Here is a 21,172-nt window from a genome sequence, read left to right on the forward strand (position 1 = left end):
GTACGGGGTGCAGTTTCCAGATGCTGATGGCTTTATGCCATAAGTAGCTAGGAAACTAGCACTTACGTAAGCCAGGTTATTTTTTAACTGGTGCAACACTTGTAGCTATTTCAAAAAAATGAAGTAATATGACAGCTAAATCAAGCAGTAATTAGCGCCAGAGCGCTTTTACAGTGCTTCCCTTCACTCAGCGAGGTTATTTTTTAGCATCATGAACGCGATTCAACCCTCCAGACCACCGTTACAACCTATACAAAAACCCCGGGTTACTCCTCGACCAAAGCGGCATCTTCGTCAACGTTCTTACCAGGTGATGGCACTGGAAAGCACAGCCAAGATAGCGGTAAATCTTGTGGTTACAGCCGTTGCAGCATCTGCTTTAGCACAACTTTTGCCTTATCATTGGTTACAGCAAGAAAAGTTGCGAGAAATTAGTACTGAAGTCAAGCTGATGGAAGGACATGTGAATGGTTTACAGGCGGAATTTAGCCGTAACTTCGATCCGCAACAAGCTAAAAGTATTAGACAACAACAAGGATACCGATTTGATCCTAGCCAGCGTCGCGTTGTGTTGATGAATCAGGATACTCGAGAAGATGAACAAACAGAGTCATCACCCTAAGAACAATAGCGAATCTAGGATTATTTAGGTTTTTTGTACTTCTGGCTACGTATAAACCGGGTGTTATTTTATATTATTGCTAATAAATAATGGTTAGTAGCTAATTTTTGAATAGCTATGTAGTTATCATCTATTAGTAAAATACAATTCAAAATTTAATCAATTATTTTGAATTCTGAATCCTCCATGAATAACTAATCTACCAAATAGGATGTTCAGGAGATAACAAATCGTTTAGCCAATTTTCGATTCGTAAACGCAACCGAGAAACGGTAAGGGATTTAGTTGTTTCGAGATCGGGCAATTGAGTGAGGGCGCGGCGATAATCAGCGATCGCACAATTCCAGTCACCCCAAAGATGGTAAGTTCTGCCACGTTCAGCCCAGATATGACCTTCTAGTTGACCGAAAAGCAGTGCTACCTCAAAATTCTCAATTGCCTCTTTATATTGCCCTAAGTCACGCCAGGTAATGCCTCTGTTAATCCACGCTCGGACATGACAAGGATTCAAATCAATTGCTCGATCGTAGTCGGTAAGTGCTGCTGCTAATTCTCCACAAGCAGCGTAATAATTAGCCCGATTATTATAGGCACTAGCCAAATAGGGATTGAGCTTGAGGGCGGTGTTATAATCGTAAAGCGCTTTTGGTCTTTCACCACTTTGGAAATAAATCAGCCCGCGGTTGTTGTAATCAACGGCATTGTGCGGATGGCGGTAAATTAGTTGGCTTAAAAGTGCGATCGCCTCGGTATAATCTCCTTGTTGAGCCGACTTCAAAGCAAAAGAGCGTAAGTAGTTATTTTCTAAAGTAGATGCGCTGCGATCGTTTTTGCTCTTCTCTGGAAATTTATTTGTATTATTTAAAACATATTTATATTGCTTGCTTTGCTGGTCATCGTCAGCTAAAAATGAGTGAATATTCATCTTTCCCTGCCTGAAATCCCTGCTTTGTGAAATAAAATTCTAGTTTTTTTCGGTAGTGGTTTTACCACTGTGTTTATTTTTAAAGTATTTAGGGTTACATGAAAGCCATCTAAAGGGAGAACTTAACCTAGCCGCACAAGAAAAATCTACGCCCTAAATAAACAATTGCTCCTCAAACCTAATCATGGATACTCGATCCCAAAGGGAAATTCCAGAAATAGCAGATGTGAATCTCAAAGACTGGTCAAGTAGTGAGAGCGACAAATTGGTAGAATGCCAACAAGTCGTTCGTTAAAGAGGGGACTGGGGCTGGGGACTAGGTACTGGAAAAAATTAGTTTAACCCTAATCAGCAATCACCAATCCCCATCGCCCCTCATCCCAAGAGGGGGCCACGAGTTCCCCAATCCCCCAGCATCTAGATTTAATTTTTAAGTTTTGAGAAATTTTCTGATGACAACTGCAATTTCCTATCCCAATGCGCCTGATTTAGCAACCGATGACTACATTGTTATCGGCTTGGCAACCTGCTTCGTCAAAGAAGATGGAGAAGTTTATCAAATTGAAGTTATAGAACCAATTCCTTCTGCGGCTTTGGAAGCGCTTTTAAAGGGCATTCCTACCTCCTATAAGCTGGCTCATGCAACAACTTTGGGATCTGTCTTAGATGGCGATTCCCAATTCCTGCCAGATGGTTTCCCAGAGTCGGCTCAGTTTGGAGAGGAATTTGTGCCACGAGCATTTGCAGCGGCTCGTACATACAAGCGTCGTGAATCTGCAAAATCCCTGATTCCATTAGGTACAAACTACACTGAATTTAAGTATTCTATTGAGCGCAAACGGGTGCTAAATGCCGCTAGAGTTGTAACGAAAGAAGATAACGTTAAACAGCATTCCCATACTCATAAAGTTCTTTAAGTAATTATGCTCAAACTTTACGGTGGCGCTCGGAGTCGAGCCTCAATTGTTCAATGGTATTTAGAGGAAATACAAGTTCCTTACGAATTCGTCAAGCTCGATATGCAGGCGGGTGAACACCTTAAGCCTGAATATTTGGCAATTAACCCAGTTGGTAAAGTTCCAGCAATTGTTGATGGGGATTTTCAGCTTTGGGAATCTGGGGCAATTTTGCTGTATCTTGCTGAAAAGTACGGTAAAAATCCACTTTCGCTAGAAGAACGTGCTGTATTTTCCCAGTGGGTGTTGTTTGGCAATTCTACCCTAGCTACAGGGATTTTTGTAGAAGCAAATCGGGAGCGAGAAATGCCCCGTTTGTTGAATGTGTTAAATGAAATTTTCAGTAAGCAGCCTTTTTTGCTGGGTAATGAATTCACTGTTGCTGATGTGGCAGTAGGGTCTATTCTGACTTACATTCCCATTATGCTAAAGCTAGACCTCAGCGCCTATCCAGCAGTGTTGAACTATATGAAGCAGGTATCTGAGCGTCCGGCATTTCAAAAAAGTATTGGCGGAAGGGGTTAGAATAATTCGTAATTCGTAATTCGTAATTTAATTATTAACTACGAATTACGAGTTTTTAACGATAATTTGTAAATTGCAAAGCAACTGGGTAGTCTTCTTGTTTTAGTCGCTGCATGACTACTTGTAAGTCATCTTTAGATTTTGCAGAAACTCGCACAGCATCACCTTGGATTGAGGCTTGTACTTTTTTAAATTCGTCCCGAATCAATTTGGAAATTTGTTTGGCGATTTCTTGACTTATGCCTTTTTTTAGTTTGATTTCTTGACGCACGCGATTACCGCTAGCTGATTCAACTTTGCCAAAATCAAAGATTTTCTGTGAGAGGTTACGCTTGGCGGCTTTTTCCCGCAGGACGGTATGTACAGAATCTAAGGTAAACTCGCTGTCAGTACTAACGTTAATGCTTTCTTCGACCAATTCGACAGTAGTTTCTGTGTCTTTGAGGTCGTAACGACCTTTGATGTCTCGTATAACTTGATCGACAGCATTAACTAACTCTTGTCGGTCAAAGTCGCTCACAATGTCAAAGGAAAATGTAGAAGCCATAAAACATTTTAGATTTTGGATTTTAGATTTGGTATTGGATTTTGGATTGGACATTGGTTAGAAAATGTTTTCCCAGTCCCCAGTCCCCAGTCCCCAGTCTCCACTCCCTACTTAATTAGTAGCTTGGATGATGCTCAAGAAGATGAGAGTGGCAGAGCCAAGGATGCCAATAGCAAACATGAGCGATCGCAAAAGGGGTATATTCAAAATATAAAAAATTGAGTATAGCAAACGAGCCACGACAAAGGCGATCGCAGCTACTTGTGCTGTATAAGAATTTACACCAGTTACATAAGCCATCAATGCGGCGGCGGCAAATACCATAAAGGCTTCAAAGGTGTTCTGATGTGCCCAAGTAGCTCGTTGGGCATAAGGCGGCAATTTATCAACCATCGCACGAGGAGTAGAAAGCATTTCCTTGCCAATCCGCACACGGGCATAAGCTACTACCAAAAATGGCAGGTAAATTAGAACCGCAGCAGCAGCGATCGAGTACAAAAAAATTATCATTACTTATTAGTTGTGCGTTATTAGTCATCAGTGAGCCAGCGCGGTCTTGGGGGTTTCCCCCATGAGTGACTGGCGTTCGCCCCAGGCGTGCCGGAGGCATCACCCATAAGGGTCATCAGTCATTAGTCATTAGTCAAATACAAATGACAAAAGACAAATGACAAATGACTAATCAAAGTAGAAAAGCGTCACCACTTTTCTTTGTTCTTCTGCATCCTGACAAGTTTGTAACAAGGTGCGGCTATCGTGAAACGCAAAACAGATCAGTTGTTGGCAACGGGAGACAATTTCCTTGTTGCACAGGTAACTAGCTTCAGCAAGGGACAGATTATCATTACTGGGATTTTCCACTAAATGCATTACCTGTTCTAGTTGCTGGCGCGATTCCAAAGGCTGGCGTTCTAGACTTTGGGGTAGAATCACCGTCAACAAATTTGCATCAGCCCGTGTTGCTCCCTTAATGGCAGCTGAATTTGTACCAGTAGCACCAGAAGTAATGATGCGATTACCCGATAAAACTAGGGCATAAGTCATCATTTCAATCAGATTCTGATGCGTAATCGGAACGTGACGAGAACCCAGCAAGGCGATTTTTTTGGAACCCGTTTGTTGGATTGTCGCCAGTTCTTGCGCTAATGTATCGAGGTTAATAAGGTCTGTTGATTGGCTCAAAGATAGACATAATCCGATTAAACGACCCAGATATTTTACCAAACAGCGTGTAGGTGCGAGGAAAACTTGAGTTAGAGATTGCTACAACTTTTCGACTGTTTGGTTCAATAACTCAATTACTTGGTTACACCAAGCAAGCCAATGTGTTTACCCGCGAAGGGTGGGACTGATTCAATATTGGCGATCGTTTGAGGATTTGGAGCGTTTTGCTAGAAATTCAGCTGATGCACATCTCAAAGCTTGGCAGAGGTGAAATCAAGCCATTGGTGCTGATGGCGGTGTTGGAATTTGGCACGAAACTTATTTAATCAGCCGGGAAGGTATGAGGCGGTTTACGGAAATATGCCTGTTTTTCGATTAGCTGCTGCAACGAAGCACGTCCCAGCTATAGGGCGGAGGGAGACAGCCCCATAGCTGGGAGGTGACAGTGAGCTGGCTGTACCTTCACCAGCAATACAGCCTTCTAACTGATAACTGAGCATTGATCCTCTCAATTATTTGAGTTGATGAGGCTAAGACAATGCTGCTGCAGGAGTTAAACCCAGTTTAGATAACAGGCGGTCAATGTCAAAATGCTCAGACATTAACTGGCGAATGCAGTGAACCTTAATCGGCTCGTGGAGGCGGACTTGTCCGAAAGTGCGGTTAACAATTTCGACAGTGGTGAGAGTGTCTAAATCAACAGATAAAATAGGAATTTCTAGTTCTTCAGCACGACTGAGAATAAATGGCGGCGGTGGTAGTTGCCCGGTGAGAATTAAACATTGGGTAGAAGTCTCCAAAGCCGCTTGCTGAATTTCGACGCGATCGCCTCCTGTTACAACTGCCATATTTCGGCGTTTGCGGAAATACTTGACGGCAGAGTTGACATTCATCGCTCCAATTGCCAGACTTTCTACCAACAAATCCATGCGATCGTTGCGACAGAGAACATCAGCCTTTAACTGCTTCACCAGTTCACCAACACTGATACTACGGAGCAAATCGCTATTTGGCAGCATTGCTAGCACGGGAATCCCTTGCTGTTCCAAAAACGGACGTAAGAGAGTGTTAACTGCTTCTAGTTGGGTGACAGGGATATCATTGATCACAACTCCCATCAAGCGATCGCCCACACGCCCTTTAGCAGCCAATAGCGCCTCGACCGAAGCTAAGGATTTATAGCGGCTTACCAACAGCACGCCAGCATCCAATACTTCAGCCATTTGCAACAAAGACAAGTCAAACAAATTGCCTTCGGAAAAATCACCAGGCCCCTCTAGTAACACCAAATCTCCTTGGGACTTATGCAAATATTGCTGTACTAGAGACTGCTGATAATCGGTTTTGTCTTCTCCTCGTAAGCGCTTTTGCACATTGAGTTCATCCAAAGCCAGCATTGTAGGTGCAACACGGTTTTCCGGCAAATTGAGGCTAAGAGCGATGAATTGGACATCTTCCTCAATTACGGTTCCACTAGACGAATTTAGACACGTACCAAGCGGTTTACCGTAAGTAATATCCAGTCCTTTTTGCTGTAGCTGATGAGACAAACCCAGAACAGTTGCAGATTTACCGCTATAAGTCTCGGTTGAGCCAATCAGCAAATATTTAGGGGATTTTGGCACACATGCACTCCTAATTTCAAAATTCAGAAGAACCCAGCTAGGTGTTTCCTAATTCTAGTTCCTTCTGGCAAAAGCCTCTCGTTCTCACAAATTAAGGTTTCCCATAATTCGCTTCTGAATAAACAGGCGAGCGTCTTATGGGTAGGTTTTTCAGATTAGACCAATTTTTTGGGTTTTAGAAGCAAAAATATTGCCTGAAACCTTAAAACTACCTTAAATATCTTTTAGGCTTCTATAGGAATGCGGTTTGATTTGGAGAAAATATCCGTAGGATGTGAGCGCAAAGAGTACGGCATCAAACCCTTGATAATAGTGCGTTACGAACTCCGTTCTAACACACTCTACAATTTTCTTTGCTAAGTAAGATTTAGTTTAAAAAAAGTATTGACATGAACACCAACTTAGAAGAATTTTCATATCTATGGAAGAATGGCTTGGACTCTAATTGGGCACTCTTAAAATTCAATACTTCACCTTCAGAAAAAGAACCAAGATATTTAATTGTAAACACGAAGACTAAACAAGGTCTGCTAGTTGATAATGATGTTCTCTATCAAAAGCTAAAAGAAACTATGCGTGAAAAAGGAGTTCGTATTATTTCAAGTTTATGATGTGGATATATTTTATCAGTAAATCCTTCTAAGTGTAGATGACTGATTGATAGGGAAAGAGATAATCCTGAAGGAGTTGATTTTATCTAAGCAATTACTGACTAGGAGACTATTTGATGAAAACCAGAAAGCTAGGCAAACTTGGGTTAGAAGTTTCAGCTATTGGACTTGGTTGCATGGGAATGTCTGAGTTTTATAGTGGTCGTGATGAAATTGAGGCGATCGCTACAATTCATCGAGCATTGGAACTTGGAGTTAATTTTCTTGATACTGCTGATATGTATGGGCCCTTTACTAACGAGCAATTAGTAGGCAAAGCCATTAGAGATCGCCGAGATCGAGTAGTATTAGCAACCAAATTTGGCAATGTCCGCACTGAAGATGGTGGTTTTAAAGGAGTTAATGGCAAACCCGAATATGTCCATCAAGCTTGTGATGCTTCACTCAAACGTCTGGGAGTGGAAGTGATTGACCTTTATTATCAACATCGGGTAGATACAACCGTACCCATTGAGGATACTGTAGGAGCAATGGCGGAGTTAGTAAAGCTGGGAAAAGTTCGTTATTTAGGACTTTCAGAGGCTGCTCCGGCGACGATTCGGCGGGCTGTGGCAGTTCACCCCATTGCAGCATTGCAAACAGAATACTCGCTTTGGAGTCGAGAGCCAGAGGATGAAATTTTACCTACTGTGCGGGAATTAGGAATTGGGTTTGTTCCCTATAGCCCATTAGGAAGAGGGTTTTTATCAGGTGCGATCGCCAGCCCTGACGATTTAGCTCCTGATGACTATCGCAGAAATGCGCCTCGCTTTCAAGGTGAGAATTTTTCTAAGAACCTACAATTAGTCGAGCAAGTGAAGGCGATCGCCACCGAAAAAGGAGTAACTGCTAGCCAACTTGCACTAGCATGGCTATTCGCTCAAGGAGAAGATATTGTCCCAATTCCTGGTACAAAACGCCGTACCTACTTAGAGGAAAATGTTGCAGCTACCGAAATTACCCTAACTGAACAAGATTTGAATCGACTGGAAGCAGTTGCACCAAAAGGTGTAGCAGCAGGTGAGCGCTACCCTGATATGAGTACTGTTAACCGTTGATTTATTAACGAAGCGTAACCAAATTTGTGCCGATTGTTCCGATTAGTGCGATGTCTACGACGGGCTATTCGGTGTCGCAGGTGAAAAGCATTCATTCAAGATTTTTCTCAAAAACCCAACACCTGCATTGATTTTTCAAGTACTTCTTTGGGTCGAAATGGTTTAGTTAGATATAAATCTGCACCAACCTCAATTCCTTTTTGTTTATCAAATTCCTGCCCCTTAGCTGTCAAGATCACAATGTAGATATCAGACATTTGCAGGTCGTGTTTAACAATGTGACAGACTTGCAAACCGTTCATTTTAGGCATCATTACATCAAGGAAAACTAGATTTGGTTTTTCAGTTTTAATAGTTTCGAGAGCTTCTTCTCCATTTCTAGCAGTTAGAAGTTCAACGCCCTCGTCTTCTAATGCTTCTAAGGCTTGTTCCATCAAAATCAAGATATTGGGTTCATCGTCAACAATTAGAATTTTCTGGGTCATAGGGATTGGGGATTGAGGATTGGGGATTGGGGATTGGGGATTAGGGATTGGGGATTAGGGATTAGGCATGGAGCGACAGGGAGAAGTCAATTCTTTCCAGTCACCAGTCACTAGTCCCCAGTCCCCAGTCACCAGTCACCAATTACTGATCGGATAGCATAATAAAAAATAGATTTTCTAACTCCTTCTCAAAGCGTAGGGTTTTCACCAAATCGGTTTCTTGAGAAAAGATAGAATCAATTATGATCATGTCAGGTTTGGCTGACAGGGCTTTATTGATACATTCTTGGGGATTGGAGGCTTCAATCACGCTGTATCCCTGAGTTTGTAGTACATCAGAGAGGGTTTTTAAGGCTGATGCATTTTTATCTACAACTAACACCTTTTTACTAGAAGTGCCCTGATAAAGTAGTGAGCCTATTTCGTTGAGAAGTTTCTCTGTGTTAATGGGCTTGGTGAGATAGCGATCGATACCAATATGGTAGCCCCGTTCTTTGTTTTCAATAATTGACAGAATAATGATCGGAATGTCTGCGGTCTGGGGATCATTTTTGAGAACGGCTGCTACGTCAAAACCGTTAATTTGAGGCATCATTACGTCTAAGAGAATTAGATTGGGACGGGCTATTTTGATTTGATGAATTGCATCCACGCCGTTTTTCGCTTCTTGAACGTTGTAGCCTTCGTTTTCCAGTTGTTGACGAAGCAGTTCTCGAATATTACCGTCATCATCTACAACCAAAATAGTTTTACGGTTTTCGTCCAGCAAAGTTTTTGTGGTGATGACGTGTTCTTTAAGATGTTTTACTAGCGTATCCAGATTCAGATTACCAGTGGTTTTTGGATCGCTAGCGTATGTGGGAATGATGAACGAGAATACGCTGCCCTTACCTAGTTCACTTTCAACCCAAATTCTACCACCGTGATGATCGACGATTTGTTTACAGATGGGCAGTCCTAACCCCGTGCCTTTGGGTTTGTCGGTGAGGGTATCACCAACTTGGCGGAATTTTTCGAACACTTTCGGCTGGTCTTCTGGTGCAATACCAATGCCTGTATCAATGACACTGATGCAAACACCGTCGTTTCCTTGTTTGACACGGCAGGTGACACAACCAGATTGGGTAAACTTAACGGCATTGGAAATCAGGTTGATTATAACTTGCAGCAGACGGTTGCGATCGCCTACTATCTGAGGTAGTCCAGGTTCAATTTCACTAATCAACTGCAAGCCATTGGTTTCAAACAACCCGGCGGTAGAATTGGCTGCCCAATCCAGTAATTCGCTGGGATCAAGGGGCTGCATTTGCCATTCCACCTTACCTGCTTCCATCTTGGCGATGTCTAGGACATCGTTAATCAAAGACGTGAGCCGTTCTGCTTCCGACACAATAATTTTGAGATTGTCAGCCACCCGCTTAATCGTTTTCTGAAGCTTGCGGTCTTCGGTAGAAAGCATTGGGAACACATCAGTTTTTAGCTTTTCTTGAATGATGGACGCAAAACCGAGGACAGAAGTCAGTGGTGTCCGCAGCTCATGGGAAACTGTTGAGATGAAATCGGTCTTCATCTTGTCAATCTCCTTTTCTGCTGTCACATCCCGAATCAGCAGTGCAGAACCGAAGCAGGGAGAGGGTTCTTGACCTGCCGTCTTTTTGAAAATAGCGGTCGCCACTGCCTGACCAATGCGTTCCTTCGTGAGTGTAACTTCCGCAGAGAACACCTCTTTGGGATGCGACTGAGTTCGTTCAACTAGTTCTGCTAAACCAAAGAGTGGCAGTTCTCGGTAGTGACTGTTAAGGGCGGTGTCTGTCAATCCATACATGGCCAAAAAGGCAGGATTGAAGTGGGTAATTTTTCCTGCGGTGTCTGCTACTAACAAACCATCTGCTAAGTTATCTAAAATGGCATTTAATCCCTGCGCTTCTGATAGGGTATTTTGCAGGGCAGCTGTCCGCTCTATAACTCTGGCTTCCAGTTCTTGATTCAGTTGCCGCAGAGCGATTTCTGCTTGTTTGCGGGCAGTGATGTCTGTATTGATTTCCAGCACCGCGCAGGGCTGATGGTCGATGTCCCGTTGCAACGTCCATCGGCTCTGGACAGTAATCAGTTTGCCATGATGGGTGAGATGTTCCACTTCTCCTTCCCAATTACCTTGCTCTAACAACTCTGCGATAATTTCTTGTTTTGGTTTGGGAAAGGTTTTTTTGATAAATGCGTGAATGTATTGGTCTTTCACTTCTTCACATGTCCAACCGTAGAGACTTTCGGCACCTTGATTCCAGTACAAGATTTTCTCGGTCATGTCGCGGACGATGATGGCATCGCTGGAATGATTCAACATATCCAATAGACGTTGATTTTCAGCTTCTGCTTGCTTGCGATCGTGAATATCGGTGGAGGTGCCAATCCATTCTCGAACGCTGCCATCTTCTTCCAAGACGGGGGTAGCACAGACAAAAAAGTGGCGGTAGCTGCCATCTTTGGCACGAAACCGATATTCGGTTTGAAAGAGACTCTGATTCGCCACAGCAGTACTCCAGGCAAGGGCTGTGTGGTTACGGTCATCGGGGTGAATCGGATCGAGCCAGCCCAAACCCTCAACTTCATCTGCACTCTGACCTGTGTACGCTAACCAGGTAGGCATTTCACTGCTCACCGCCAGTCCTTCAGGCGTAGCTACCCAGACAATTTGTGAGCTGGCAGTTACCAGAGAGCGAAACCGTTGTTCGCTTTGTAGCAGAGTTTGTTCTGCTTGTTTGCGATCTTGAATATCGGTGCAAGTGCCAATCCACTCGCGGATGCTGCCATCTTTTTCCAAGACGGGAGCACCACAGACAGAAAAATGGCGGTAGATGCCATCCTTGCCAAGCACTCGATATTCAGTTTGGAGAATACTTCGGTTTGCCACAGCAATATCCCAACCTACTATGGAGCGGGCACGGTCATCGGGGTGAATTGGATCAATCCAACCCAAACCCCCGGCTTCAGCTTCGCTCTGTCCCGTATAGGCCATCCAGGTGAGCATTTCACTACTTATTCCCAGTCCTTCTGGGGTCGCTCCCCAGACGAGCTGTGAAGTAGCAGTTACTAACGAGCTATATCGTTCTTTAAGACGCTGACTTTCGGCTTCTGCTTGTTTGCGATCGTGAATATCGTTGCAGGTGCCAATCCACTCCCGGACGCTGCCGTCTTCTAGGACGGGGGCACCCCAGACCCAAAAGTAGCGATAGTTGCCATCCTTGCCACGAATTCGGTATTCAATTTGATACATGCTCAAGTTTTTTACGGCAGCATTCCAGACTTCTGTGGTATAGGCGCGATCGTCGGGATGAACGGCATCAATCCAGCCTCCATTCTCCGCTTCCGCTAGACTTTGACCTGTATAGGCTATCCAGCTTGCCAGTTCAAAGCAAATTCCATCTGGTCTACATACCCAGACAATTTGTGCAGTAGCAGTTACCAGAGAGCGGTATCGGGCTTCACTCTGTTTCAAGATTTGTTCACTATGTTGGCGTTCTTGCTGGGCACGTCGAAGGTCGCTGATGTCCTCCACACTAGACCAGATCAGTTGCTCCCCATCTTTCTCAATCATCAGTCCAGATAACCTGACGGGAACTAAGTGCCCATCTTTGTGGATGTACTCTTTCTCATAAGGCCCATAGCGACCAGTTCGTTCCAAGTCTTCTAGGCTAGATTGTTCCGTGGCAGCATATTTTTCTGGAGTAATCTGCCAGTAGGTGAGATTCAAGGTTTCTGGAACAGTGCGCCCTAAAATAGCAGCATAGGCGGGGTTAATATCAATCAGCGTCCCATCTGTTCGGCACAGTGCCAGCCCAGTAGGGCATTGTTCAAATAGCTGACGGTTGTATTCATTAGGTTGATTAAACATGATTGAGGTTTCTTTAGTAGCGTATTTATTTGGGGTTAGAACAATAGAACCAAGACAACAAAGTGGCGTAAAGCTTTAACGAAATTGGATGGCGTTGGAATATCTGGTAAATTTCATCGGGTGATGCACTTTCTACATCTGGACTCTGTTGTGAAAGTCGCTGGATCAACTGAGTATGGCGGATCAGCAAATCTGTTGGTTTGAGTATTGGAGTTGTTGATGGAATGAAGCCCTCGGTATCGGCAGTGGGAGATGATTCTGTAGGGGGAGTTGGCAAGGCAGACGTGCTATTCTGTTCATCAGCAGCGTCCACCAATGCACAATTTACCGGAATCTGAATCCAGAATTCTGTCCCTTCACCCGGTTGAGAACGACACTTGAGCATTCCCCCATGTCTGTCCACAACAATTTGGTAGCTGATTGCCATGCCTAACCCAGTTCCTTTCCCAACATCTTTTGTGGTGAAAAAGGGATCATAAATGCGGCGAATTACATCCTCCTTCATGCCTGGGCCGTTGTCGGCAATGCGAATCACAACCCACTGGTGATTAAGGGCTTTGGTACGAATAGTGATTTGAGGATTGGGGAACTCGGTATTCCTGGAGGGAATAAGGGGTAATGGGGATTGGGGACTACTCCTGACTCCCCAATTTTCCATGTCTTCTTCCAAAGCATCAATGGCATTTGCCAGGATGTTCATAAACACCTGATTCAACTGTCCGGGGTAGCATTCAATCAGGGGAAGTTTTGCATAATCTTTAACGATTTCAATTGCCGGACGATGAATATCTGCTTTCAACCGATGGTGAAGAATCATCAGTGTTCCGTCGATGCCATCATGGATGTTGACAGCTTTCATTTCGGCTTCGTCATGGCGGGAGAAGTTTTTCAGGGATTGGACAATTTCGACGATGCGATCGGTGCCCAGTTTCATCGAATCTAGCAGTTTGGGGAGATCCTGGATAATAAATTCCAGGTCTATATTGTCTAACTCTGATTCCAGTTCTGGAGGAGCAACAGGTAAGAATTTCTGATACTTTTCCAAAAGGCGTAACAAGTCTTGGGAGTATTCGGCAACATACCTTAAATTGCCGCAAATAAAGTTAACCGGATTGTTGATTTCGTGGGCAACTCCGGCAATCAGTTGTCCTAGACTGGACATTTTTTCGCTTTGGATTAACTGAGTTTGGGCCAATTGCAACTCGTGGAGAGTTTGCTGAAGCTTCTGAGTCTGGGCTTGTGCCTGGACTGCTGCTTGAGTGCTTTGTTCGTAAAGCACAGCTTTTTCAATGGCGATCGCTGTTTGAGAGGCAAAGATACTTACAAGTTTTAGGTGTTCGGCTTTGTAGGAGTCAGTTTTGGATGTGCCAATCGCGATCGCTCCCAGTACCCGCTCCTTGGCTCGTAACGGTACACAAATCATGGCGCTAACGTTTTTTTGCCTCTCTAATCGAGGATCGGCTTGCACATCATTGACGAGTTCTGCCCGGTTGGATTGCACAATGTTGCCAATAATTCCCTTACCAGGTTCCGGCTGAGTGTGGTTAAAAAACACTCCAAATTCGGCAATAATTTCAAACGCACTTGCATCTGGACTCAAAAGCAGAATCATCCCCGCAGACGATTCAATCAATTGACTCAATTCCTGAAGCACGAGTTGGGCAATCTGTCGCGTATCTAAACTTGTTGTGAGTTGAGTCGAGATATCGTCAAACAAATCAATTTCCTGGTATCGCTCTAGCAATTCTTTAGCAAGTACTTTCTTCTCAGCTTCCTGCTTGGCCAGAAATGAGAGCAAAGTCGCAAGTATAATTGCCTGTTCTCCGCCAACAACCCAACCGATTATTTCTCCTGAAACTTCGATTGGATATCGATTTTCCTTAGTTTGCTCCCCAATGCTAATTAGTTTCGTGCCGTCTATCAGTTCAACGTCAACCGCAATGTTGAACTGGTGGACTAAGTTATTAAGGAGAGATGGCAACTCTTTTTTATTGAGTATCTTTCTGAGGCTAACTGCGGGCATAAAACACCTCATAAGCAGTAGGTTGCAAATTGACGGCATTCAAGCTGGCCGAGTTATTAAATTGATCGATGAAGCCACGAGGCAGAAGCAGTAAGGGTTTAAGACTGCCACTGAATTCTCGTACCCTACGGAAAGCTAATGCAACAGTGACTTCAAATGAGTGGGGGTCGAATCCCCTACTCATTTGCTCCCTCCTGCCTTCTTCGCCCCTTCCCTGCGGGAGGCTCCGCGAACGGATAAACAAGCTACGTCGAGCATCTCCAGAAAAGAGAGGAATTGTCATAAAAACCTAGGGATATAATAATTTACTAATTAAGACTAGTTTTCCCAAAAACGTTGACAATATAACAGCAAAGTTGAGCGGTAGCAGATACCTTGAAACTCCTTACATCAGTTCCTTATGCTCGTGTAACTCGCTTATTGTTTGACAACACGCCCTAAAAATACTATAAATAAAACTTTAATAATTCGATAAACCCATAGATTAAAATCTATTGTTAATTGATGTTTCTTGTTACTAGCGCATTTCTGAGACTAAAATAATCTCCTCTGTGGCAAAATATCAATAGCGTATGAAAAGAAGCTGCGATCGCAGCTTCTTTTCGTACTTTTAAAAAGTATTTAGGTAAGCAGTAGCTTCAGTTAGATTCGAGAGTAACGAAAACGAAGTCTGAGTAGTCGAAGCCAGCGTAACCACATTTGTGCAGGTTGTTCAAAGAAGGTGAAAATATCACCAAAACCTAAATTAGTTTTGTGATGATGTAACCAGTGTCTCTCAGGAGTAGTAATAAATAAAATTTGACATAAAATATTTACAGGCTTTGAAGTTTGCCAACCCAGTACACTTATGTGTCTCCACCAGACATGAAACTGACCAAACAGTAATCCAGAGATAACACCAATGGGAGAGAAAGACCACAAAACTACTGCTATGAGTAAATAAGGAAAAGCTCCCAAGATACCATCTAAAAGAACCTGGGGATTAAAAGTCAAAATAGCGTAGTGGCGGAAGTCTTTTTTCCAGGAGTGGTGCGTTTTTAAATGAAGGCTACCAAAAACGTGCTCAGGTACGTGGTAAAGAAATGTAGATAGAAAATCGCCAAAAAACAGTAATAACCAAGCAACAGCGATAGCCTCAAGCATTTGTACTCCTCAAGAATAGTTAAGAAAACTCCACAAAAAATATGCAGATATCATGCTGTGACGTAGACACCTGGTTTTAAGCTATGCAAACAGCATCTGTGCGTCTCATGGGTCTACGCTCCAGTGAATTTGGCTCAGAGTAGAATGGCACGCTTGTAAAGGAAAAATCGTTGAGGCAGCAGGGGTGCAGAGGAGCAGAGGAGCAGGGGAGCAGGGGAGAAAGAAGAAGTTTTAGGTATTGCGTTCGGATATTTAGAAATTCCCCTCTGCACCGAATGGCACTAAGTTAATCAAAAAGCCCTGATATAACTGGCTTTTTGGGTGTGGGGAGTGTGGGGAGTGTGGGATAGTGGGGAGATAGAAAAAAGCAACAAACCTCCCACACCCTGCCCTGACGAGGTTTCAGCTTTTCTTAGTGCCATTCCCCTCTGCACCCTTGCCCCTCTGCCCCTCTGCAATCCTTACGCTGCATACTCTTCAGCTTAATTTAGTGCCATTCGGCTCAGAGTATACGTGATTGGACGATTGCAGTCTCATAAATTTACGAGCCTTAATAGAGTAAATAGCAACTCGTAAGAACCTTCAATTTGACTTGTAGCTTTGGGTTAATGGTAGCAATACATCTAAAGCCCGATAGAAATACAGTATGTTGTTATAGTTACTACACAATCTTCTTACTAAGGCATACAGCGTAAGCAAAGGTTGAGTTAAACTTAGTACAAATTTAGGTTAAGGCTTTTCTACACGTTCTTAAGTTGAAACTTCTTGTAATTGAATTTCAATTATGAATCTAATTAGAACGATATAAATAAGTATTATGTGAACGTAGTTTTGGTTCTTGAGGTGAGTAAAACTAGTTGACAAATAAATGGCTTTTAAACAACGAAACCCAACACCAAGAATCCTTGATTTTGTTGGGTTTCACTTTGTAAAAATCAATCTATAAATGTTTGATTTTATCAGAAATAAAGAAGAGTGTTAATAGTAATGTGAGTTAGATACAGTGAAGTTGAAAACCCTTGTCAAAATTTACAACATCTTCTACTTTAACTATGACTCTTCTGGACTATGATTTTTCAGACTTGGCGTGACAAATCAGGTCAAGGTAAAGCTTGAATGAGTTGCCGAATCACATCTATTGCTGGACTGCCTGTCTTTTCGCAATACTTTTCAAGGTTCTGGGCTTCATCTGATGTCAAATTTAAGGTAATTCGCTTAAGCGCCCTTTTTTTAGTGGAGGTTGCCAAGCGGGGAGATTTAAGTGCAGCAGTTTTATTCATTGATTGATAGTCTAGATATATACAAGCTTTCTTTATCAAGATTGCCAATTCCGAACTATCTTTACCAGTGAAAATCGAGATTTTGAGATTGAACTTAAGCTTTACACCCAAATGTATTACTGAGAAGCTAAAGTATTAAATACCTGGTAACACACGGAATCTGCCATTATGTGTGATGCTAGAAGCTTTTGGCTAAAGAGCTTATGTCAGCAATGCCCTACAAACCAGATTGTCTGTAGAGCAAGCGACATTGAATTCCTGAGACGATTGGATTGTCAAAGGTGGTTTTTATCAGTGAATATTTTGGTAATATATAGGACTCATATTTGATTTTTGAACAAAACTCAATACACCTTTATTCCTTCTTCGCAGTCCCCATTGCCCCTAATCCCCAAAGGGGGCCCCGAGTTCCCCAATCCCCAGTCCCTTACCTCTACGAGTGATTCATAAATCAAATCGGATTGCTATATGTGTTTTAAATCTTCTGCAATATGAGATTATTCGTTTGTTATGGCTATCACCTCATATCTACAGCAACCTAGCAGATAATTCCTTTTAGTTAAAGGTGGTTACACCAATAGTGAGTTAATACATGACTTTAGAGAATTGGAGACGCAAGCGTGGTGTTGCACTTACTAGCAAAGGGTTGCAGAAAATTAAGCAAGCAAAGCATCAATCAGAGGCAAAAGAAAATTTTGGAAACAGGTATACTCTTGAAGAAATGAGCGCCCGCTCTGGGTTATATTCCGCTACCATCTCGAAAGTATTGAATCGGGAAGGAGGTGTTGATAAACAGACTATTGAAAAGCTTTTTTCAGTTTTTCACTTAAAAATAGATAAAAGTGACTATTCAAGCTCAAATAATCGTCTAGATTGGGGAGAAGCTATCTTTAACTCAGTTTTTTATGGACGGATTGAAGAACTTACTACGTTAGAGCAATGGATTCTTAATGAACACTGCCGATTGATCGCCCTATTAGGAATAGGAGGGATTGGGAAAACGGCGCTGTCTGTAAAGCTTGCTCAACAGATTCAGGACAACTTTGAGTATGTGATCTGGCGATCGCTACGAGAAGCCCCACCTGTTAAAATTATTCTCAGTAACTTGATCCAATTTTTATCTGACGAACAGCAAACAGAAAGCAATTTACCTGAAAGCTTCAGCGATAGGGTATCACGACTCCTCTATTATTTGCAAAATCATCGCTGTTTGGTGATCCTTGATAATGCAGAGTCAATTCTCCGCAGTGGTAGCCGCGCTGGACTTTATCGAGAAGGACATGAAGAATATGGTGAGCTTTTAAGACGGATAGGAGAAGCAACTCACCAAAGCTGTTTAGTGCTGACTAGTCGGGAAAAACCGAAAGAAGTGGCATTACTTGAAGGAGAAGCATTATCTGTTCGCTCAATACCGCTGAGTGGCTTGAAGGTGGCAGAAGGGCAAGAAATCTTAAAACTTAAAGGGCTATCTGCGGCAGAGGATGAATGGAAAGTAATGATTGAGCGCTATGCAGGTAATCCACTAGCGCTAAAGATAGTTGCCACAACCATTCAAGATATTTTTGGTGGTAATGTCACTGAATTTTTACAACAAGACACGGCTGTTTTTGGCGACATTCGTGATGTTTTAGAGCAGCAGTTTGAGCGCTTGTCAGATTTAGAAAAGGATATTATGTACTGGCTAGCGATTAATCGTGAGTCGGTTACACTCTCAGAATTGCGAGACGATATTATATCACCAGTTGCACAATCAAAATTACTAGAGGCTGTAGAATCTTTAGGAAGGCGATCGCTAATAGAGAAGACTACGCCTAAGCTCATTGAAAAAACTGGATCGCTTTTTACCCTCCAGCCTGTGGTCATGGAGTATGTGACTAATAATTTGATAGAACAAGTCTGTGAAGAGATTGTCACTCAGAATATTGATTTATTCAGCAGTAAAGCTCTAACAAAAGCGACAGCAAAAGAATATGTCAGGGATACTCAAATTAGCCTCATAATTCAACCAGTTATAGATGGGTTGCTTACTGCCTTTAGAAGTAAAAAAAACCTCGAAAATCACTTAGCTCAAATTTTAACAACGCTACGAGAAATATCCCCTTTAGAACAAAGTTATACAGCAGGAAATGTCTTTAACTTGCTTTGTAATTTAGAAACCGATCTCAGTAGTTATGATTTTTCTTATTTAACTATTTGGCAAGCCGACTTGCAGCATATAAAGTTGCATAATGTAAATTTGGCTCACACTCATTTAGCTAAGTGTGTTTTTATTGAAACCTTTGGTGGTATTTTTTCGGTAGCCTTTAGCCCCAATGGTAAACTTTTAGCTACTGGTGATACCAATGGAGAAATTCGCTTGTACGAAGTTGCCAATAGTCAGCAACTTATGGCTTGTAAGGGGCATACTGGTTGGGTTTGGTCAGTTACTTTTAGTTCCGACGGTCAGGTTCTTGCCAGTGGCAGTAATGACCAAACAATAAAACTGTGGGATACCAGTACTGGTCAGTGTTTAAAAACTTTTGAGAGTCATAGTGGTGGGGTTCGTTCAGTCACTTTTAGCCCTGACAATCAGGTTCTTGCTAGTGGCAGTGATGACCAAACGGTGAAGTTGTGGAATATCAATACAGGCAAATGTTTGAAAACGTTACAGGAAAATGGTTGTAGTGTATGGTCTGTTGCCTTTAATCCAAAAGGTGATGTGTTGGCAAGTGGAAATGATGACTATAAAGTAAGGCTGTGGGATATTAACAGTAATTCATGTATTCACACTTTAGAGGGTCATACTCAGTGGGTCTACTCGGTCACTTTCAGCCCTGACGGTAATACACTAGCAAGCGCTAGTCATGACCAAACAGTTAAACTTTGGGACACAAATACTGGTAAATGTATTAAAACTTTGCAGGGGCATACAGACTTAGTACATTCAGTTACCTTTAGCGTCGATGGTAGCACTCTTGTTAGTTGCGGTGAAGACCAAACAGTTAAGGTATGGGATTTCGTGACTGGCCAATGCCTTAAAACTCTACAAGGACATAAAAGTAGGGTATGGTCGTTAGCAATATGTATAAATCAAAATATCTGTGCTAGTAGCAGTGATGACCAAACGGTAAAGTTATGGAATATTAGTACTGGTCGATGCATCAAGACCTTCCAGGGTTACAACAATGGGATATGGTCAGTTGCTGTTAGCCCAAACAATAATTTCCTTACCAGTGGTAGTAATGACCAAACAGTGACAGTGTGGGATGCTATGACTGGTAAGTGTCTCAAAATTTTCCGGGGACATGATAGGAGAGTTACATCAGTTGTTTTTAGCCCTGATTCTCACTTGATTGCTAGTGGTAGCGAAGACCAAACATTAAGGTTATGGGATATAAATAATAGTAAATGTCTTAAAATATTGAAAGGACATAGTAATCGAGTTACATCAGTTACTTTTAGTGCTGACAGCTATTTTTTGGCAAGTGGTAGCGATGACCAAACAATAAGAATATGGGATGTCAGCACTGGTCAATGCCTCAATATTTTACGAGAACATAGTGGTAGAACATGGTCAGTCACCTTTAGTTCTGACAGCCATGTATTAGCTAGTGGTAGTCATGACGGAACAGTGAAACTCTGGGATATTCGCATTAGCAAATGCCTTCATACTTTACAAGGTCATACCGAATGGGTTTGGGCAGTTGGCTTTAGTTCTGATGGTGGTATGCTAGCTAGCGGTAGTGGAGACCAAACTATTAAAATCTGGGATGTCAGTACTGGTCAGTGTATTAGAACTTTGCAAGACCATACAAATACTATATATTCAGTTGCTTTCAGTTCTGATTGTCGCATACTGGCAAGTGGCAGTGGAGACCAAACAGTTAAACTTTGGGATGTTAAGACAGGTAGCTGTTTAAAAACTTTATTTGGACATACTAAATGGGTTTGGTCAGTTACCTTTAGTTCCGATGGTCAGACTGTGGTCAGTTGTAGTGAAGATGAGACAATTAAAATTTGGGATGTACAAACAGGTGAATGTTTAAAAACTTTGAAAAGTAAAAATCCTTATGAGGGAATGAATATCACTAGCATAAGTGGCTTAACTGAGTCTCAGAAGGATACTTTAAAAGCTCTAGGAGCAGTTGAGTATTAAAGGGGACTTAATGTTAGAGTTATAAAACAAAGTCAAGCCAGTTTGGGAGTAGTAGTTCACAGGATTGAAAGTGTTACCAAGTCTTTTAAGTACACATAGATGGTAAATTAAGGGGCATGGATGAAAACTGCCTCGCCTACGG

Annotated in this window: 19 protein-coding genes; 7 read left to right on the forward strand and 12 right to left on the reverse strand. The window is 42.5% G+C overall.

Features of this window, described 5'->3' with window-relative positions:
* Nucleotides 1-211: 211 nt before the first annotated feature.
* Complete coding sequence (locus V7K42_RS26475) at nucleotides 212-622, forward strand: hypothetical protein (RefSeq protein WP_334920357.1); 411 nt, start codon at nucleotides 212-214, stop codon at nucleotides 620-622.
* 199 nt (nucleotides 623-821) lie between these two features.
* Here V7K42_RS26475 and V7K42_RS26480 read toward each other — a convergent pair whose 3' ends face one another.
* Nucleotides 822-1,547, reverse strand: a complete 726-nt coding sequence (locus V7K42_RS26480) for a tetratricopeptide repeat protein (protein ID WP_334920359.1) — start codon at nucleotides 1,545-1,547, stop codon at nucleotides 822-824.
* Nucleotides 1,548-1,999: 452 nt separating this feature from the next.
* On the opposite strand from V7K42_RS26480, the gene V7K42_RS26485 reads away from it, so the two are divergent.
* Together V7K42_RS26485 and V7K42_RS26490 are read left to right on the forward strand one after the other, a co-directional pair.
* The gene (locus V7K42_RS26485; RefSeq protein WP_174712870.1) at nucleotides 2,000-2,464 is read left to right on the forward strand and encodes a hypothetical protein; all 465 of its coding nucleotides are present in this window, start codon (nucleotides 2,000-2,002) and stop codon (nucleotides 2,462-2,464) included.
* A 6-nt stretch (nucleotides 2,465-2,470) separates the two neighbouring features.
* Complete coding sequence (locus V7K42_RS26490; protein WP_334920360.1) at nucleotides 2,471-3,028, forward strand: glutathione S-transferase family protein; 558 nt, start codon at nucleotides 2,471-2,473, stop codon at nucleotides 3,026-3,028.
* Nucleotides 3,029-3,083: 55 nt separating this feature from the next.
* On the opposite strand, the gene V7K42_RS26495 is transcribed toward V7K42_RS26490, so the two are convergent.
* The 3 genes from V7K42_RS26495 to V7K42_RS26505 all read right to left on the reverse strand — a co-directional run bounded on the left by V7K42_RS26495 (nucleotide 3,084) and on the right by V7K42_RS26505 (nucleotide 4,757).
* Nucleotides 3,084-3,575, reverse strand: coding sequence for a YajQ family cyclic di-GMP-binding protein (locus V7K42_RS26495; RefSeq protein WP_163934825.1), 492 nt, complete (start codon nucleotides 3,573-3,575; stop codon nucleotides 3,084-3,086).
* Between the two features lie 111 nt (nucleotides 3,576-3,686).
* Complete coding sequence (locus tag V7K42_RS26500) at nucleotides 3,687-4,085, reverse strand: MAPEG family protein (protein WP_334920362.1); 399 nt, start codon at nucleotides 4,083-4,085, stop codon at nucleotides 3,687-3,689.
* Nucleotides 4,086-4,253: 168 nt separating this feature from the next.
* Complete coding sequence (locus V7K42_RS26505; RefSeq protein WP_094332842.1) at nucleotides 4,254-4,757, reverse strand: DNA recombination-mediator protein A; 504 nt, start codon at nucleotides 4,755-4,757, stop codon at nucleotides 4,254-4,256.
* A 160-nt stretch (nucleotides 4,758-4,917) separates the two neighbouring features.
* Here V7K42_RS26505 and V7K42_RS26510 point away from each other — a divergent pair, with 160 nt between their 5' ends.
* On the forward strand, nucleotides 4,918-5,010 hold the full coding sequence (locus V7K42_RS26510; protein WP_334920364.1) for a monooxygenase family protein: 93 nt from the start codon (nucleotides 4,918-4,920) through the stop codon (nucleotides 5,008-5,010).
* 79 nt (nucleotides 5,011-5,089) lie between these two features.
* Here the strand turns inward: V7K42_RS26510 and V7K42_RS26515 are convergent, their stop codons facing one another.
* Nucleotides 5,090-5,239 carry a hypothetical protein gene (locus V7K42_RS26515; protein WP_334920366.1) on the reverse strand — a complete coding sequence of 50 codons (150 nt, stop codon included), beginning with the start codon at nucleotides 5,237-5,239 and terminating at the stop codon, nucleotides 5,090-5,092.
* Nucleotides 5,240-5,269: 30 nt separating this feature from the next.
* The gene (locus V7K42_RS26520) at nucleotides 5,270-6,364 is read right to left on the reverse strand and encodes a phosphotransacetylase family protein (protein WP_334920368.1); all 1,095 of its coding nucleotides are present in this window, start codon (nucleotides 6,362-6,364) and stop codon (nucleotides 5,270-5,272) included.
* 389 nt (nucleotides 6,365-6,753) lie between these two features.
* On the opposite strand from V7K42_RS26520, the gene V7K42_RS26525 reads away from it, so the two are divergent.
* Nucleotides 6,754-6,975, forward strand: a complete 222-nt coding sequence (locus V7K42_RS26525; protein ID WP_334920370.1) for a hypothetical protein — start codon at nucleotides 6,754-6,756, stop codon at nucleotides 6,973-6,975.
* Nucleotides 6,976-7,091: 116 nt separating this feature from the next.
* The gene (locus V7K42_RS26530; protein WP_334920371.1) at nucleotides 7,092-8,072 is read left to right on the forward strand and encodes an aldo/keto reductase; all 981 of its coding nucleotides are present in this window, start codon (nucleotides 7,092-7,094) and stop codon (nucleotides 8,070-8,072) included.
* 107 nt (nucleotides 8,073-8,179) lie between these two features.
* Here the strand turns inward: V7K42_RS26530 and V7K42_RS26535 are convergent, their stop codons facing one another.
* The 6 genes from V7K42_RS26535 to V7K42_RS26560 all read right to left on the reverse strand — a co-directional run bounded on the left by V7K42_RS26535 (nucleotide 8,180) and on the right by V7K42_RS26560 (nucleotide 16,895).
* On the reverse strand, nucleotides 8,180-8,557 hold the full coding sequence (locus V7K42_RS26535; protein WP_334920373.1) for a response regulator transcription factor: 378 nt from the start codon (nucleotides 8,555-8,557) through the stop codon (nucleotides 8,180-8,182).
* A gap of 142 nt (nucleotides 8,558-8,699) precedes the next feature.
* Nucleotides 8,700-12,449, reverse strand: coding sequence for a PAS domain S-box protein (locus V7K42_RS26540; RefSeq protein WP_334920375.1), 3,750 nt, complete (start codon nucleotides 12,447-12,449; stop codon nucleotides 8,700-8,702).
* 25 nt (nucleotides 12,450-12,474) lie between these two features.
* The gene (locus tag V7K42_RS26545) at nucleotides 12,475-14,472 is read right to left on the reverse strand and encodes a GAF domain-containing sensor histidine kinase (protein WP_334920377.1); all 1,998 of its coding nucleotides are present in this window, start codon (nucleotides 14,470-14,472) and stop codon (nucleotides 12,475-12,477) included.
* Nucleotides 14,459-14,755, reverse strand: coding sequence for a hypothetical protein (locus tag V7K42_RS26550; protein ID WP_334920379.1), 297 nt, complete (start codon nucleotides 14,753-14,755; stop codon nucleotides 14,459-14,461). The genes V7K42_RS26545 and V7K42_RS26550 overlap by 14 nt, the downstream gene beginning before the upstream one ends.
* A 359-nt stretch (nucleotides 14,756-15,114) precedes the next feature.
* Nucleotides 15,115-15,615: a fatty acid hydroxylase gene (locus tag V7K42_RS26555; RefSeq protein WP_094344285.1), complete on the reverse strand. Its 501-nt coding sequence runs from the start codon at nucleotides 15,613-15,615 to the stop codon at nucleotides 15,115-15,117.
* A gap of 1,100 nt (nucleotides 15,616-16,715) precedes the next feature.
* Nucleotides 16,716-16,895 (reverse strand): CopG family transcriptional regulator, encoded by a 180-nt coding sequence (locus tag V7K42_RS26560; protein WP_334920381.1) that lies wholly within the window; start codon nucleotides 16,893-16,895, stop codon nucleotides 16,716-16,718.
* A 592-nt stretch (nucleotides 16,896-17,487) separates the two neighbouring features.
* Here V7K42_RS26560 and V7K42_RS26565 point away from each other — a divergent pair.
* Nucleotides 17,488-21,030, forward strand: a complete 3,543-nt coding sequence (locus V7K42_RS26565; protein ID WP_334920383.1) for an NB-ARC domain-containing protein — start codon at nucleotides 17,488-17,490, stop codon at nucleotides 21,028-21,030.
* Nucleotides 21,031-21,172: the final 142 nt, after the last annotated feature.

Origin of the sequence: Nostoc sp., assembly GCF_036917455.1 — a bacterium.
GTDB lineage: Bacteria > Cyanobacteriota > Cyanobacteriia > Cyanobacteriales > Nostocaceae > Nostoc.

What these genes read in the sequence shown, in the direction of transcription:
- V7K42_RS26550 (WP_334920379.1), bottom strand. Translation starts at nt 14,755, where the DNA reads ATGACAATTCCTCTCTTTTCTGGAGATGCTCGACGTAGCTTGTTTATC.
- V7K42_RS26495 (WP_163934825.1), bottom strand. Translation starts at nt 3,575, where the DNA reads ATGGCTTCTACATTTTCCTTTGACATTGTGAGCGACTTTGACCGACAA.
- V7K42_RS26485 (WP_174712870.1), top strand. Translation starts at nt 2,000, where the DNA reads ATGACAACTGCAATTTCCTATCCCAATGCGCCTGATTTAGCAACCGAT.
- V7K42_RS26565 (WP_334920383.1), top strand. Translation starts at nt 17,488, where the DNA reads ATGACTTTAGAGAATTGGAGACGCAAGCGTGGTGTTGCACTTACTAGC.
- V7K42_RS26480 (WP_334920359.1), bottom strand. Translation starts at nt 1,547, where the DNA reads ATGAATATTCACTCATTTTTAGCTGACGATGACCAGCAAAGCAAGCAA.
- V7K42_RS26535 (WP_334920373.1), bottom strand. Translation starts at nt 8,557, where the DNA reads ATGACCCAGAAAATTCTAATTGTTGACGATGAACCCAATATCTTGATT.
- V7K42_RS26540 (WP_334920375.1), bottom strand. Translation starts at nt 12,449, where the DNA reads ATGTTTAATCAACCTAATGAATACAACCGTCAGCTATTTGAACAATGC.
- V7K42_RS26525 (WP_334920370.1), top strand. Translation starts at nt 6,754, where the DNA reads ATGAACACCAACTTAGAAGAATTTTCATATCTATGGAAGAATGGCTTG.
- V7K42_RS26555 (WP_094344285.1), bottom strand. Translation starts at nt 15,615, where the DNA reads ATGCTTGAGGCTATCGCTGTTGCTTGGTTATTACTGTTTTTTGGCGAT.
- V7K42_RS26515 (WP_334920366.1), bottom strand. Translation starts at nt 5,239, where the DNA reads ATGCTCAGTTATCAGTTAGAAGGCTGTATTGCTGGTGAAGGTACAGCC.
- V7K42_RS26500 (WP_334920362.1), bottom strand. Translation starts at nt 4,085, where the DNA reads ATGATAATTTTTTTGTACTCGATCGCTGCTGCTGCGGTTCTAATTTAC.
- V7K42_RS26530 (WP_334920371.1), top strand. Translation starts at nt 7,092, where the DNA reads ATGAAAACCAGAAAGCTAGGCAAACTTGGGTTAGAAGTTTCAGCTATT.
- V7K42_RS26545 (WP_334920377.1), bottom strand. Translation starts at nt 14,472, where the DNA reads ATGCCCGCAGTTAGCCTCAGAAAGATACTCAATAAAAAAGAGTTGCCA.
- V7K42_RS26475 (WP_334920357.1), top strand. Translation starts at nt 212, where the DNA reads ATGAACGCGATTCAACCCTCCAGACCACCGTTACAACCTATACAAAAA.
- V7K42_RS26490 (WP_334920360.1), top strand. Translation starts at nt 2,471, where the DNA reads ATGCTCAAACTTTACGGTGGCGCTCGGAGTCGAGCCTCAATTGTTCAA.
- V7K42_RS26560 (WP_334920381.1), bottom strand. Translation starts at nt 16,895, where the DNA reads ATGAATAAAACTGCTGCACTTAAATCTCCCCGCTTGGCAACCTCCACT.